Raw genomic sequence first — 14115 nt, 5'->3', positions numbered from 1 at the left:
GCTAATGCGATGCTCCAGATTTTCGGTGCTGCGCTTCTTGCTGTAACGGCTTGGACGATGCCTCAACTCTCCAGCCAAGACGCAGGGTGGCTTGGTCGGATTGCGTGGTGTGTAGCTGCCCTTGCCCTACTCCAATTTGTGCCGCTCCCTGCGGCGATCTGGGAAGCGCTTCCTGGCCGATCCCAGATTGCCTTGGAGCTGTCTATGCTCGGTGTCGACCCAAAGCCGGCGCTAGTCACGCTTCTGTTTCATGAGAGCCTCGCGTCCTTGGCTTGGGCCATCCCAGCAATAGCACTCTTTATTGCGCTCAGACGGGCTGGGTCGGGATGGGAGCAGCAGATCAGTCTTGTTGTCGTTGGCGTTACACTTGTAGCTCTGGTAATCGGCCTGGTTCAGTTTGTGGGAGGCCCGGGATCGAAGGCCTATTTCTACGAATTTACCAATCGTGGCTACCTCGTAGGTATCTTTGCCAATGCCAATCACATGGCGACGTTACTACTGGTCTCCATGCCCTTCCTTGCTGCCATTTTTAGGCTGCAGCTTGACGAAAAAAGGGCGACAAGTCTCGAGATGTCCTTACTGGCTGCGCTTTGTGCTGCGTTGATCGCGATCGGCATTGCTCTTGTGGGATCGCTAACAGGTTACGCTCTGGTAATGCCGGTGATTATTGCAAGCATTGCGATCCTTTTTCCCAATGCGCGGCGCGTGATTGCTGTCCTGTTCGCAGGCAGCATTGCCCTGGGGGCTGCAATATTCCTTCTGTCAGGCGTCAACGAGAACGTCTTCGAAAAAGAGGTGACATCGTCCACGGCAGGGCGCGCTGTGCTTAACGACAACACCTTGGATGCGATCAGCGATTTCTTTCCATCAGGAACTGGCCTCGGGACCTTTCAGGAGGTCTACACTCGCTACGAAAGCCTTGACCAGGTTGATGCCACCTATGCCAACCATGCCCACAATGACTATCTCGAGATTATTCTCGAATTCGGTTTGCCCGGCTTGCTCCTGCTGTGTGTTTTCCTAGTCTGGTGGGCGTCGCGCGCGCGTTTGATCTGGTCAAGTCTGACCTCCAGTCCGTTTGCGAAAGCTGCCGTGATCGCAAGCGCTACTCTTCTTGTTCATTCTGCGTGGGATTACCCGCTACGAACGGCGGCGCTCAGTTCCATTTTTGTCTTGTCATGTGTGCTGATGTCTCAAGCCAGAAATGAGGGCCGAGGCTTTGAGTACAAACGCTCCAGTAAGGTTTGATCTGCTCGTATATGGGAGGAGGGGACGAAGCAGACCAGCTTGTCCTCGATTCAGCACGTTTTGCACTCAACTCACCGGAATCTATCTCGATCAATCAAATATCTGAGTAACTCGGGTCGCGAATGTTGCAATTGCGAAGAGTTCGGATAAGAGTTGAGCTACTCCGCGTTTGCTACTGGATCCGTCTTAGAACCGAAGCGTCAATGCGCCGCTTCCGTTTTTTGTGAGAGATTGGAAATCAAAGATGACCAGGAAAGCTCTCGTCACTGGTATCACTGGTCAAGACGGCGCTTATCTTGCCGAGTTGCTTCTTTCGAAGGGATACGAGGTTCACGGCATCAAGCGTCGCTCGTCTTCATTCAATACTGGCCGCATCGACAGCATCTACGAGGACCCTCACAAGCCGGGGCGATCTCTCTTCCTGCATTACGGCGACCTGACCGACTCCACCAATCTCGTTCGGCTGATGAACGAAATCAAGCCCGATGAAGTCTATAATCTTGCGGCTCAAAGCCATGTGGCCGTAAGTTTCGAAACGCCCGAATATACGGCCAATTCCGATGCGATGGGCACTTTGAGATTGCTGGAAGCGATCAGAATCCTGGGCCTTGAGAAAACCACCAAATTTTACCAGGCTTCCACGAGCGAGCTTTACGGGCTTGTCCAGGAAGTGCCGCAGCGGGAGACTACGCCTTTCTATCCGCGCTCTCCTTACGCGGCCGCCAAACTCTACGCATACTGGATCACGGTCAATTACCGCGAAGCCTATGGGATACATGCCTCAAACGGCATCCTTTTCAACCATGAGAGCCCCTTGCGCGGTGAAACCTTTGTAACCCGCAAGATTTCACGTGCTGCGGCAGCTATCAAGCTTGGCCACCAGGAAAAACTGTATCTGGGCAATCTTGATGCTCAACGCGACTGGGGACACGCCAAGGAGTATGTCCGCGGGATGTGGCTCATGCTTCAGCAGGAGCACGGCGATGACTATGTCCTCGCTACCGGTCAAACCACCAGTGTGCGCGATTTTGTGCGGTGGGCCTTTGAAGACGCCGGGATAACACTGGAATTCCAAGGCGAGGGCCGCAACGAGGTTGGTGTGGATGCGAACACGGGCAAAACGCTCGTTGAAGTCGATCCGACCTATTACCGACCTACCGAGGTTGATTTGCTCCTGGGTGACGCAAGCAAGGCCAAGGCAATCCTTGGCTGGACCCATGAGACAAGCGCGCGCGAGCTTGCTCGTGAAATGGTTCTCGCCGATTTGCGACTATTTCAGGAAGCTCCCCTCGCGCGCCAGGCCCTTGGGGACTTCAGCGATGAGCATTACCTCCCCAACAGCGAAATTGGTGTCCTCCTTCGCTCGGAAAACCGATTGATCCCTGCCAAATGAGCTTCAGCCTCCAAGATCGACGCATTTATGTCGCTGGACACCAAGGGATGGTGGGCTCGGCTATCTTGCGCCGGCTTGCGCGTGAACAATGTGATCTGCTCACAGCTCCGCGGCGTGTTGACTTGCGAGAGCAGGCGACCGTGCGCGAATGGTTCGCCGTTAACAAACCCGACGTAGTGATTGTCGCTGCGGCGAGGGTCGGCGGGATTTGGGCCAACGATACGCGACCGGGCGAGTTCATCTATGACAATCTTGCTATTCAGAACAACCTGATTGAAGCTGCCCGCCAATCGGGCGTTGCCAAGCTGCTGTTTCTTGGGTCTTCCTGTATCTATCCGCGTGATGCAATCCAGCCGATGCAAGAAGATGCCTTGCTGACCGGTCCGCTCGAGGCGACCAACGAGTGGTATGCGATCGCCAAGATTGCTGGGCTAAAGCTCTGCCAGGCCTATCGTCGCCAGTATGGTTGCGATTTCATCAGCGCAATGCCGACCAATCTTTACGGACCGGGCGACAATTTCGACCTGGAGACCAGCCATGTTCTCCCGGCTTTGCTGCGGAAAGCGCACGAAGCCAAGCTATCGGATAGCACGCTTACGGTCTGGGGCAGCGGCGCGCCATATCGCGAATTTCTGCATGTCGATGATCTTGCCGATGCTTGTGTCCACTTGTTGAAGCATTACAGCGACGAGCCTCCTGTCAATGTGGGCTCGGACGATGAGGTCACCATAAGGCAGCTTGCCCATAAACTGGCGAACGCTGTGGGATTTGAAGGCAGGGTAGAATTCGACTCTGGCAAGCCTGATGGTACTCCGCGCAAGCGACTGGACAGCAGCAAGCTGCGAGCGTTGGGTTGGTCGCCGCAGATATCGCTCGATGATGGCATTCGCGATGCATATCGCTGGTTCCTCGAGCACGTAGGCGCGGATCATGAAGAGGCACATAAGTCGCGGGTGGCATCATGATGTACCAGTTCAACCTGGGCGAGCATCATGTGCATCGAAGTCTGTTTCATTCGCTGCGTATGCAAGCGAGCTTCGCTCTCTTATTCGCAGTAGCTTTGCCACTGGGCTTGTTGATGCTCTTCAACGGATCGGAAGTCTGGAAGGCTCTGACCACGCAAACATCGCTAGCGATTGCAAGTCTTGCTGCCGGAATTACGCTGGTGGGGTTGAGGCGCGTCAGTGGCTATTTTGGAGCGGTGGTCTCACGTTGGATCTTGCCGATTTACGGCACAGCGTTCGCCATTCTGGTCGCAGGACTGGTTTTCTTGCGTATCCCCTACAGCAGCGTTCTTCTCGGGATTAGTTTCTTATCCTCGCTGATTTCCTTTTATGTCCTCTCAGCGTTGATGATTCGCGGACGACAGGCAACCTGCTATCTTGTCCCAATAGGACGTGCAGCAGAGGCTGATCCCGACTGGAACCTGCGTACGATATATCTGACCTATCCGCGTGTCCCGGCCGACCCCAATGGCATCATGATTGCAGATCTTCACGCAGAGCTGGGACCTTCATGGGAGCGGGTTCTGACTGAAGCAGCGCTTATGGGCCGGCCGGTCTATCACTACACCCAATTGCGCGAAGCGATGACCGGAAAAGTTCAGTTCGAGCATTTCAGTGAAAACAGCTTTGGTGCGCTCGTCCCAGCTCTCGCCTACCAGAAGATAAAGCGTGCAATCGACATCGTAGCCTCGCTGCTCGCGCTGCCAATCCTGTTGCCGGTCATGGCTGTAATAGCGCTTGTTATCAAAGTTGACTCGCCCGGACCGGCGCTGTTCCGCCAAAGGCGAGTGGGTTATCGAAGCCACTTCTTCGATATTATCAAATTTCGTACGATGACAGTTACGGAGAATGGCGAAGATCCCAAGGTTAGCATAACCAGAGAGGGAGATTTGCGCATTACCCGGGTCGGTCACTTTCTTCGGCGGACCCGGCTCGACGAGTTGCCGCAGGTCTTCAACATTCTGAAAGGCGATATGAGTTGGATCGGTCCTCGGCCTGAAGCAGTTGCGCTGTCGATGGATTACTCAAAAGGCATCCCGTACTATCGCTACCGCCACCTGGTTCGCCCTGGAATAACCGGATGGGCGCAGGTCCACCAGGGCCATGTCACGGACATCCAGGATATCGAAGACAAGCTGAGCTACGACTTCTATTACGTAAAGAACATCTCATTCTGGATCGACATGGTGATTGCGCTGCGGACGATCCGGGTGCTTGTCACCGGCTTTGGTGCGAAATAGGCGAAGCTCACGTGAGCGATGGTCTATTCTGGCTCTCCGCTATTCCTGAGCCAGGAGCGGAGTAAAGTCTCCAGCCTCACCGCCAAGTACCACCTGGCCCTGATGCAATAGCCAGGCATGCGCGCGAAACTCGCTTTCTGCATCCCGCTGGACACCGATCTCGATTGTTGCCGCAACCGAATGGGCCGATAGCCAGCGCTGTGCGGCCAGGGCCTGCACCAGGCAATCCGAACGCCAAGGCAGGCGCGCAGCGATCCTGGGCAGCAGGAAGGTAATTCTTTCGAGAGTTTCGGCCTCTCTGGAATGCGCTTGGCTGGCAAGGGCAGCCATGGTCCTTGCCTGGTCATTCAGGGCGAGTAGTCTTTTGGGCGTTAAACGGACAAGCGCAATCCGCGCCCGCAGCAGCTCGAAAATTGCTCGCGGCATCCACGGGACCAAGGAGAGAAGGGAACTCATTGCTTGCATAGCTCTTAGCGAAATGCGCCCGATCACGGGTCAAGGTCAAGCACGCCGGTCTCAAAATGTGATCGAATGGCTGCCGCTTGTGGTCACGGATCGCCTCCCGGATAGCCTGGATCCGGTTTCGGTCCCACTATATTGCAAAACACCTCAGGGTGCTTGCTCGCCCAAGCCAGCCTGATACTGACGCATCACCCATTGACCAAGGTCGGTGAAGCTCAAGGGATCGAGGAACAGGAAACCTGCGGTGTCTTCTCGCGCCCAGCGCGGAGTGGCCTTGCGATCGGGGAGGTCATCAATACGCAGCGTTCCTTGCTCGCCTACCGGCGGCACACTTTGTGCGTATCGAGCCTTGATCCCGCGCGAGGAGATATCGAGTACTTCGAGATCGTAGGCTTGCCCAAGAGCGATAAATCGGGCGCGGGACACCACCTCGAGCCGAAGCCCTCGATTCTTCGATGTGTCTGCAGGCGGCCTGCGCAGTGCTGCGAGTACGTCGTCGAGCGCGATGGGTGTGTCGAATGCCACCCCGATCGCGTCGTTCTCGTGCCAGATGACTGTCCCTTTGAATACCACCCCATCGATCATGCAGATTGAGATGCGCGCTCCATCTTTGACCGGGGCAAAAACGCGGACCTTGAGCCCGGAAGATGAGATGTTGCGAACGAGGCAGAACGTCTTGAAGTCTTCCCATTGAAGGAGGGCTGGGCGCAGCACAGTCGCAGCGCGTTCCTCGCTGCGACGATCAGCATCAGAATGACTCTCATCTGCGCTCGCCTGCGGCGGCGTGTTGGACGAGTTGGCCATGGCGCAAAACCCCCTTTCAAAGCGGTGGGGACATCTTATCCCATATTATTCCCATGAGATTCGTTAAAGCAATGGCTGGGACAAGGAGCGGTTCCAGCAAGGCCGCTCGCCCGCGACCATAAATCGGTCGTAGCTGCGGCCTTATGCAGATCTGAAGCGATGGCATCTGATGATGATTCCGGCCCGCGAGCGGGATGGCGCGCGCATTCCTGCCCGCGTTCAAACCCTCGCGTGCGGGATGGGTTGTCGCCCTTGCGGGAGCGAGATCAAAACGCCCAATCGCACCGCAGCACGCGATGCTTGGCATTTTCGCCTCGCTTCTGGTCTCTTTTAGGCTCCTGTCACAGACCAGCATGGAGGCGAACGGCTGGCTTGAGCCAGGTCAACGCAGCACTGCCCGATGCCTTGATGGGGAATGCCCGCAAGGCCGGTTTACGCCATGGTTGGAACCCCGCGAAGCGCTTTGCAGGGGCGGGCTAGGACAAGCCAGGCTGACAACAGGACGCACTCGGTTAGCGGGCGGCATCCTGTTGGTCCATCTCGCCAAGGGGCGTGCCGCTTCGTGCCAACGGTGCGTTGAGAAGTTTGGCCGCCGCGCTCGAGCGGCTGTGTGAGATGACATGGTCGACCCCTTCGATGGTAATGGCGAGGGTGCCTTGCTCCGTGACCTCGACAAACCCTTTCGATTTCAGATACCAGACATGAAATTCGAAGCTTTCATCGCAGCAGCCGATCATCTCCTGGACATAATAGGCGATCACGCCGGGCTGAGCGGCATGTTCTCTGCGCCGTTTGTATAGGAAGAACAGGATATTTTCATGCGTATCGGCATCCTGGATCGCTGACTGGCTGCCCGCTTCGATCTCTTCCCTCGATGGGATCTTGTAGAAGCTGGCATTGGCCTTCACCCGGTGATCCCGATCATACGACGCCCGCTTTTCGGGATCCCTGAGGATGGCGTATCCCTCGGTGATCTTCTGGAACTTGTCGCGGTCGGCAGTTTCGGGATGATCCGGATGATATTTCGATGCCAAATGGCGATAGGCTTTGGAAAGGATATCAACCGGGCAGCTTGGTGTTACCTGAAGCAATTCGTAATAATCGACGAACTCTTGATCGCCTTCCATGAAGTCGCTCCATCACGTTACAGCTGCGCGACCTTTCTTTCTTGTTGGTGACACTTTCACGCAACCTTCCTCGAAACGCAAGTTCGCCCTGCAATCCATCGACGGAAATATCGGCTCAGCTCGCCCGCTCGGTTATGGCTCCTGCCTCAACACTTACAATCCGGTCGGCCAGGGCGAGGCTCGCAGGCCGGTGCGTGATGATGATGACAGTCCTTCCCTGCAGCGCCGAGCGGCATTGCTCGACAAACGCTACCTCCCCCTCAGGATCGTACATTGAGGTCGCTTCATCGAGGATCAGGACCGGCGGATCAGTGAGTAACGCGCGTGCCAGCGCAATGCGCTGGCGTTGCCCGCCTGACAATCTGACGCCGTGATCGCCAATCTGTGTTTCAAACCCGTCCGGCAGCTCGCTGATGAACGTGCGTGCCTGGGCAAACTCGCATGCGCGCTCGAGCGCTGCGCGAGAGATACCTGGTCTGCCCAGCGTGATGTTTTCAAGCACGGTTCCGTTCTGGAGCAATGGATGCTGCGGAACATAGCCGATCGTGCGGCGCAAGGCCTGGAGATTGATCGTGTTGATGTCAGTTCCATCGAGCGTAATCCTTCCGGATTGCGGCAGGTAAAACCCAAGCAGAAGATTGACGATCGTGGTCTTTCCAGCCCCGTTTGACCCGGTCAGAGCAACGATCTCGCCCGGCTGGATCTGAAGGCTCAGGCCTGAAAGCGTGGTGCCGCGCTGGGGATATGCAAACCCGACCTCTTCAAACGCGATACGGCCCGCGCGCGCTTCAGGTTCGATGCGATTGCGGTAGCCAGGTTCAGGGGCTTGCTGCAGGACATTGTGCAGGCGTTCAAGCGTACCGCGCGCGCTGTTGAACTGGCCGTACAAATTGGCGAGCGAGCCGACCGGGCCGGTTAGCAGCGCAGCATAGAGCAGGAAGCTGAACAGCTCGGTCGCATTGATCCGTTCGCTGCTGAAGCTCTGAGCCACCGCGACGAGGAGGCCAACGGCTGCAAGAGCGGTCACCAGGCTGATCGCAGGCCCGAGCACAGCATAGATCTTGAGCTCCTGCAGCTTGACCTGGCGCGCCTCCTCGACCGTCTCGCCATAGCGGTACAGGCGCTGGTCCTCCCTGGCGAAGGACTTGATCGCCGGCATCATCTCGATGTCTTCTTCGGCGCTGGCAAAAATGGCAGCTTCGGCTTGCTGGACCCGTGTCGCAAGCGAGCGCAGGCGCCGGCCAATCAGCTTGAGCGCGATGTAATAGGCGGGCAAGAGAAGCGGGACGAGCAGGGCGATGACCGGGTCGATCAGGAAGAGGATCACCATCGCCCCGCCGCAGGTCATGACTGCGGCAGGAACCGCGGTGAGCGTCTGCGATATGAATGTACTGAGCCGCGCGACCTCCCAGGTCAGCAGCGCAAGCAGGTCGCCCTGGCGTTCCTGGTCAAAAAATCCCATCGGGAGGCGCTGGACATGGGCATAGATGTCCCGGCGGAAGTCGGCTTCAATGCGCGTTGCAACGCTGCTCGAGTAGAGCCCGCTTGCAATGCGTACCAGCGTCAGCACGAGGAGCAGGGCGACGAGCAGGATTGCAATCGAGACCATGCCCGGTTGCTCGATGCTGACCGCGCCGCCAAGCAGCTGCGCAGCGAGCCAGGGCAGGGCCAGGCTCGTCAATGCTCCCAGGAGCGAGAGCAGGACAACAAGTCCCAGCGCGCGCCAGTAGGGCCTGGCGTGGTCGATAAGCGCGGCGAAACCCATCACATCGATCCAGGCGGGAGGAAGGCAGCATCAAGCAACATGGCGGAACGAGCGATCCTCGGGCAAGTGGGTGCGTGAGGTCTTGTAGGTTGCGTAAGCACGCAGGTTCAAGAGGGATGCTTCAGAAAGAGGGCTGCTGCGGCATTGTGCCTGCCTTATGGGAGTTGGCCTGCCGGGTGCTGGCCTGCTGGAGCAGGTCCCTGGGAATGGGGAGGCGGCAGTACGCGTTATCGCGCGAGGGTGAAGGAAATGGGGCCCGCAAGCTGTCAGGCCGTGCCGCCTCGCTCGAGCAGTAAGCAATTGCGCGATTATCACCACTCTTGAAGGCTTCCACCGGAAAACACGAAACAGCTGAGCCAAACTTCCCAAACATAGTTACCTCAATCTTAATGCGCCAATCTGTAAATACCTATCGGTCGGTTAGCACCTTTGTAACTGCGTTTCGGTAAACCATTGCAAAGCGGGTGGGACCAGATGCGATACCGATGGAATTATAAAACAGGAGATGGGGGCGGCTCTTCGGACCATATAGCCAGGTTCGTCGCCATTGGCGCTACGTGTCTCTTTACGATTAGTTTCATCCGGTTCGCGCTCGGCATGATGGATATGGGGCTGAAGTCTGCTCTTGCCAGCGGAGAAGCTTTCGAAATTCTGGCTCTGTCATTTGCCCTCATTATACTTGCATGGCGCAGGGTAACCGAATTACGGGCCCGCAAGGAAGAAAGGCTTGAAGCTCGCCGCGAGCAGTACCGGCTGTCATATGTCGACGAAGCTAGCGGGCTCTACAATCGCCGTTACCTCAAGGATTTCGTCCTTCCATCCATTGCAAATGATCCGCATGCAGTCCTGCTGCTCGACCTGGATGGCTTCAAGAAGATAAACGACCTTTACGGACACGCCCTTGGTGACACGCTGCTGCGAGAGGTCGCCACGAGAATGATGGATATTGGACCCAGTGAAGCGAGCTACATTCGTTTGGGTGGTGATGAATTTGTGATCTTTCTGGCGGGGAATGCAGCTTCGCGCGATGAGGTGACGCGCTTTGCCGCCAGGCTCGTCAAAGCCATCGATCAGCCTTTTGAGATTGGCAATGTCCTCGCGAGGGTGAGTGCATCCATCGGGATCGCCGCATCATGGGCAGCTAATGGAGAGCCCTCCGGTACTCTCCATCGGGCAGATATCGCGATGTATGAAGCAAAACGTGCCGGACGCAATCGGCACGTCTGGTTCGATGCGAGCATGGAAAAGGACCTGCTGGAGCGCAATCAACTTGAAGCGGATATTCGTACCGGGCTGGAGCGCGGAGAATTCGTCCCATATTTTCAGCCGTTGATGGATCTTGAGACATCCAGGCTGAAGGGCCTTGAGGTTCTTGCGCGTTGGAACCACCCTGAGAAGGGTTTGGTTTTGCCGGATCAATTCATTCCTGTCGCAGAAGAGACGGGTGTCATATCTGAATTGTCCTTCAGAGTGATGGAGATTGCGTTAAAGCAAGCGCTAACATGGTCGAATGAACTTACGATCGCGGTCAATGTGTCGCTCATCCAGTTCAGGGATCCATTGCTACCTGAAAGGATAGAGGCTCTGCTCAATGAAATTGGCTTTCCCCCAGAGCGGCTGGAGCTTGAGATCACTGAGAGCGCAATTCTCGACAACAAGTCGTTGACATTGACGAGTGTGCACCGCCTTCGCGATATGGGAATACGGATTTCGATCGATGATTTTGGGACGGGCTACGCTTCTCTTAGCCAACTGCGCGAACTGCCTTTTGATCGTATCAAGATTGACCGTAGTTTTGTCTCCTCGCTCATGCACAACAAGCAGAGCGACGCAATCGTTCAAGCGATAACTTCGCTTGGGAGGGGCATGGCATTGCCCATTACTGCAGAAGGTGTCGAAGAAGAGGCGACACAGCATCTTCTAGCTAAGCTTGGCTGTACGGACGTGCAGGGATGGCTTTATGGTCAAGCCATGTCAGGAGAAGATATTGGTGCTTCTCTGTTCGCACAGGAACCCGCGACAATCGATCCTGACGATCAATACACACCTCAAATTCCCATGCATGAGCGTCGAAGTTTCGCAAGGCGAGGGCGGTAGATTGGGGCCGCGCCTAGCTGTCACGCCTTGCATGGACCAGGCCGTGCGAGTAGATCGCATTATGCCTTGGTCAAATCTATTGCCTCTGTGAGATGCGTCGCTGCACAAGGCCTGTCATTCCATCCGCGCAATCGGCACATTCGATCAACTTTGTTTTCGCGCGGCTCTGATATAGTAAATCGCAGGATCGCGAACTCAGCGATATTGCCTGCCCCCATGAGCCCCGGGGCTTCGCTCAGACCTGTAACGCTCTAATTCTGAAATCGATTTTAGCCGACATTAGAAAGCCGTTGCGATTATTGGACTGAATACACAAGAAGATAACGATGCCGATTTAACGGAATTGGGATGGACGTTGTCCTTTGACAATTACGGCAGTTCGAAAGCTGGATTGGCAAAACTTGCTTCACGCTCAAGTCCATGGTCATGCCAGCCTGCTAAACCGCCAGGTTTCCATCCTCGTATTGGCGCATGACCCATTGGCCAAGCTCATCAAAGCCAATTGGCTCAAGGAAATAGAATCCCACAGTCTCCCTTTGAACCCACCGCACGACTGAGCGTCGTGGCTCGAGGCCTGGAACCCGCAGCGACCCTGGTTCGCCTACGCTTGGCTGATTCTTACCGATCAAGGCTTTGATGCCTCGCTGAGAAATATCAACGATCTTAATCGGGTGTCGGTCTTGCAATGTTGCGAATTCAGCCTCGCACCTGACCAAAAGCCTCGGGGAACGATGCGCGATCGTATCGAAGTACTTGTTCCCCAGTTGCTTGAGCAGCGGTTCGACATCCACGGGCGAGAAGAATTCTACACCGGCTTCCAAGCCCTTCTGCCAAACGACCTTCCCGGTCAGGTTCAGTGCTTCAGTAAAGCTTACGCTCACTTCCTGGGCAATTTTAAGGTGTGCATAGGCCCTTAATCTGAGGCCCGTGTCGGAGATGTTCCTTACAAGGCAGAAGGAACGAAAATCAGCGCTTTCCAATAGAGCTGGTCGAAACAGCGTGGCTGTCCTCGAGGAGCTTCGGCGATCCGATGGCTCCGTGTCAGTTGCACGAACATGTACATTTGAGGTTGACAATAACTTGGTCATTGCGCTCGCGCCCTAACTGCGGAATTAGAAGACTCTATCCTATTCGCAGATCCCGATGTCACTCTTTTAAACATCGATCTACGAAATAGTTCGGGGTCGCCGGGCAGTATTCCTTTAACCATTGTCTTGGCTTACCGTATACCGGAATGAGAAAACATTTGGCGAGTTTGTCACCAACGTTTAACTCAGGCGTTTCTGCCCACAGTAGCAGCAGCAGTTCAGTCGGCACTACACCAACTGATAAGGACGTTTTCGGAAATGCTCTTTGATCAGACGGCGGCCTTCATGAGTAAGCCTGACGAGCTTCCTGCGTCCATCCACGCGATCGAGTTTGCGCATGATAAGGCCGTGTTCCTCGAGGAGGTTGATCCATCTGAGGGCTGTGGTTTGCGGCTCACCTGATGCGAAGCAAAGGCTGGTGACAGCAATCGCCTTTTGCTCGTGGTCGGCAATATAGAGCTCCAGGAGCATCTGCCATGTGGCCTCCGAATAAGAATTTCCGGGGAAGTTGAGGCGGCAAGCAGTCCGGTTGGCCACTTCCCGCTTGGCTTGAGTCACTACCGATGCACGGTCTTCCGGCGCAAAGGTGTCATTTCTTGCAATCAGCTCACGCAGTTCGGCAAGCGCATCTGACAGGGCAACTGACAGGTTGGGCTCAATGCTCATAACAAACCTGCCCTTCGCATCGAGAGCAAGGATCTGTCCGCGACTATGAAGTGATCTATCAGATCAATTCCCAGATCAATGCACCGCGAAGATACCTTCCAAGTAAAGAAAAGATCGGCCTTGCTGGGCATGACACTTCCGGACGGATGGTTGTGGACCATCAGGAAACTGCTTGCCCGTGATTCCATCAGCGTCGAAAAGAGACCATTAAACGAGCCCACAATCCTTTCGCGGCTTAGGTTGCTGAAGCTAAAAACTGCCGGGGAACTCTCATCTTCAGCAAATGCAATCAGTATGAGTATCTCGCTTTCCCTGTTGCCCAGTATTTTGATCAGATTGAAGATTGAATGTCGGTGCCCAGTCTTGAACGTTTCAACCTTAACCGATTCCAATCCGTCCAATCGGCATCTTCGCCATTCGCGTTCAACCTGCGCATGTGCATTACAGTGCCAATGCCAATCAGGATAATTGCCATACCCGTTGGCGTACTCTTCATGATCGAATATGCCATCGGCTCGATCTGGATCTGGATCTCGCGAGCCACGTGACTTGCTAAGCTGATAATTTGGAATGCCGATGCGCATATAGGCCATGCCCTCTTGGCTTTTATTGCGAGCCATCCAAAACCGAGGAAAAATGCAAGGTCAGCTAGGCCAGCAATAAGATCTAGTTCGGTGAAACGAGGCGGCACGGTTGCGTATAGGATCGCTTGCAGGCTGGTTACGCCCACGAGAAGCCCTACCCCTATGCGCTCCGGCGTGCCGCCCTTGACCAATGCAAGGATCAGAACAACGGCCATCCCTGAGAAGAAAATTACGACGCTGACTTCGTGCAGGTCTGGCCACATATGCTCAGGTTACCCAGCCAGACGAAGCGATTGCGTTTTCGGTCCCTCAGAGGCCAACTTCGGACAAGTGAAAGGGATATCTGACGTCTCAATAATCTTCTTGAGATCAGAGTGTGTCCCGCATGCTCTCAGGCGGGCTTCAACAAGCGATGATTGCATTTCAGCTAGGCGAGTCAGGGCTCGTTGGCCGACGTTTGCGTCCATGTCTGTTTCAATTCGGTATTTTGTCATCTCTGCCATTAGTTCCCCGGCCTCAGCCAGCAGCAGATCAAGCCGATCCTCAATGCCGTGGATCCGGCTGCTGATCGCGTGAACGTTAGAAAGATTGCCCATAGTTTAATGCTCCGTCTGCGAACTTTTCGCACGATTAAAA

General features: G+C 55.4%; 14 protein-coding genes. 5 read left to right on the top strand and 9 right to left on the bottom strand.

Going from position 1 to position 14115, the window contains the following annotated elements:
• Positions 1-9 precede the first annotated feature (9 nt).
• The 4 genes from ACG9DO_RS00220 (at position 10) to ACG9DO_RS00205 (ending at position 4886) form a co-directional block, all read left to right on the top strand.
• Positions 10-1248 (top strand): O-antigen ligase family protein, encoded by a 1239-nt coding sequence (locus ACG9DO_RS00220; RefSeq protein WP_394729494.1) that lies wholly within the window; start codon positions 10-12, stop codon positions 1246-1248.
• Positions 1249-1492: 244 nt separating this feature from the next.
• Positions 1493-2641, top strand: a complete 1149-nt coding sequence (gmd, locus tag ACG9DO_RS00215; RefSeq protein ID WP_394729492.1) for a GDP-mannose 4,6-dehydratase — start codon at positions 1493-1495, stop codon at positions 2639-2641.
• The gene (locus tag ACG9DO_RS00210) at positions 2638-3606 is read left to right on the top strand and encodes a GDP-L-fucose synthase family protein (RefSeq protein WP_394729490.1); all 969 of its coding nucleotides are present in this window, start codon (positions 2638-2640) and stop codon (positions 3604-3606) included. The genes gmd and ACG9DO_RS00210 overlap by 4 nt, the downstream gene beginning before the upstream one ends.
• Positions 3603-4886: an exopolysaccharide biosynthesis polyprenyl glycosylphosphotransferase gene (locus ACG9DO_RS00205; protein WP_394729488.1), complete on the top strand. Its 1284-nt coding sequence runs from the start codon at positions 3603-3605 to the stop codon at positions 4884-4886. Before ACG9DO_RS00210 ends, ACG9DO_RS00205 begins: the two co-directional genes overlap by 4 nt.
• 39 nt (positions 4887-4925) lie before the next feature.
• Here ACG9DO_RS00205 and ACG9DO_RS00200 read toward each other — a convergent pair whose 3' ends face one another.
• From ACG9DO_RS00200 to ACG9DO_RS00185, 4 genes are all read right to left on the bottom strand, one after another.
• Positions 4926-5312: a lasso peptide biosynthesis B2 protein gene (locus ACG9DO_RS00200; protein ID WP_394729486.1), complete on the bottom strand. Its 387-nt coding sequence runs from the start codon at positions 5310-5312 to the stop codon at positions 4926-4928.
• 183 nt (positions 5313-5495) lie between these two features.
• Positions 5496-6152 carry a PilZ domain-containing protein gene (locus ACG9DO_RS00195; protein ID WP_394729484.1) on the bottom strand — a complete coding sequence of 219 codons (657 nt, stop codon included), beginning with the start codon at positions 6150-6152 and terminating at the stop codon, positions 5496-5498.
• 512 nt (positions 6153-6664) lie between these two features.
• Positions 6665-7279, bottom strand: coding sequence for a DnaJ domain-containing protein (locus tag ACG9DO_RS00190; protein ID WP_394729482.1), 615 nt, complete (start codon positions 7277-7279; stop codon positions 6665-6667).
• A 115-nt stretch (positions 7280-7394) separates the two neighbouring features.
• Complete coding sequence (locus ACG9DO_RS00185) at positions 7395-9044, bottom strand: ABC transporter ATP-binding protein (RefSeq protein ID WP_394729480.1); 1650 nt, start codon at positions 9042-9044, stop codon at positions 7395-7397.
• 597 nt (positions 9045-9641) lie between these two features.
• Between ACG9DO_RS00185 and ACG9DO_RS00180 the strand changes: the two genes are divergently transcribed.
• Positions 9642-11141: a putative bifunctional diguanylate cyclase/phosphodiesterase gene (locus ACG9DO_RS00180; RefSeq protein WP_394729478.1), complete on the top strand. Its 1500-nt coding sequence runs from the start codon at positions 9642-9644 to the stop codon at positions 11139-11141.
• A 437-nt stretch (positions 11142-11578) separates the two neighbouring features.
• Here ACG9DO_RS00180 and ACG9DO_RS00175 read toward each other — a convergent pair whose 3' ends face one another.
• From ACG9DO_RS00175 to ACG9DO_RS00155, 5 genes are all read right to left on the bottom strand, one after another.
• A complete protein-coding gene (locus ACG9DO_RS00175; protein ID WP_394729476.1) occupies positions 11579-12229 on the bottom strand; it encodes a PilZ domain-containing protein in 651 nt (216 codons plus the stop codon).
• A 228-nt stretch (positions 12230-12457) separates the two neighbouring features.
• Complete coding sequence (locus ACG9DO_RS00170; protein WP_394729475.1) at positions 12458-12895, bottom strand: winged helix DNA-binding protein; 438 nt, start codon at positions 12893-12895, stop codon at positions 12458-12460.
• Entirely contained in the window at positions 12892-13116 is a 225-nt protein-coding gene (locus ACG9DO_RS00165) for a JAB domain-containing protein (protein ID WP_394731288.1), read from the bottom strand. Before ACG9DO_RS00165 ends, ACG9DO_RS00170 begins: the two co-directional genes overlap by 4 nt.
• Before the next feature lie 110 nt (positions 13117-13226).
• Positions 13227-13694, bottom strand: coding sequence for a hypothetical protein (locus tag ACG9DO_RS00160; RefSeq protein WP_394731291.1), 468 nt, complete (start codon positions 13692-13694; stop codon positions 13227-13229).
• Positions 13695-13751: 57 nt separating this feature from the next.
• Entirely contained in the window at positions 13752-14075 is a 324-nt protein-coding gene (locus tag ACG9DO_RS00155) for a hypothetical protein (RefSeq protein ID WP_394729473.1), read from the bottom strand.
• Positions 14076-14115 lie beyond the last annotated feature (40 nt).

This window comes from Altererythrobacter sp. GH1-8 (assembly GCF_043702085.1).
Classification (GTDB): Bacteria; Pseudomonadota; Alphaproteobacteria; order Sphingomonadales; family Sphingomonadaceae; genus Erythrobacter.
The sequence above is the reverse complement of the archived record's forward strand: the minus strand, read 5'-3'. Positions and strand labels throughout refer to the sequence as shown.

Coding starts and splice junctions, on each gene's coding strand:
- ACG9DO_RS00220 (WP_394729494.1), top strand. CDS start 10: ATGCTCCAGATTTTCGGTGCTGCGCTTCTTGCTGTAACGGCTTGGACG.
- ACG9DO_RS00185 (WP_394729480.1), bottom strand. CDS start 9,044: ATGGGTTTCGCCGCGCTTATCGACCACGCCAGGCCCTACTGGCGCGCG.
- ACG9DO_RS00170 (WP_394729475.1), bottom strand. CDS start 12,895: ATGAGCATTGAGCCCAACCTGTCAGTTGCCCTGTCAGATGCGCTTGCC.
- ACG9DO_RS00175 (WP_394729476.1), bottom strand. CDS start 12,229: ATGACCAAGTTATTGTCAACCTCAAATGTACATGTTCGTGCAACTGAC.
- ACG9DO_RS00210 (WP_394729490.1), top strand. CDS start 2,638: ATGAGCTTCAGCCTCCAAGATCGACGCATTTATGTCGCTGGACACCAA.
- gmd (WP_394729492.1), top strand. CDS start 1,493: ATGACCAGGAAAGCTCTCGTCACTGGTATCACTGGTCAAGACGGCGCT.
- ACG9DO_RS00160 (WP_394731291.1), bottom strand. CDS start 13,694: ATGGCCGTTGTTCTGATCCTTGCATTGGTCAAGGGCGGCACGCCGGAG.
- ACG9DO_RS00180 (WP_394729478.1), top strand. CDS start 9,642: ATGATGGATATGGGGCTGAAGTCTGCTCTTGCCAGCGGAGAAGCTTTC.
- ACG9DO_RS00200 (WP_394729486.1), bottom strand. CDS start 5,312: ATGCCGCGAGCAATTTTCGAGCTGCTGCGGGCGCGGATTGCGCTTGTC.
- ACG9DO_RS00155 (WP_394729473.1), bottom strand. CDS start 14,075: ATGGGCAATCTTTCTAACGTTCACGCGATCAGCAGCCGGATCCACGGC.
- ACG9DO_RS00205 (WP_394729488.1), top strand. CDS start 3,603: ATGATGTACCAGTTCAACCTGGGCGAGCATCATGTGCATCGAAGTCTG.
- ACG9DO_RS00195 (WP_394729484.1), bottom strand. CDS start 6,152: ATGGCCAACTCGTCCAACACGCCGCCGCAGGCGAGCGCAGATGAGAGT.
- ACG9DO_RS00190 (WP_394729482.1), bottom strand. CDS start 7,279: ATGGAAGGCGATCAAGAGTTCGTCGATTATTACGAATTGCTTCAGGTA.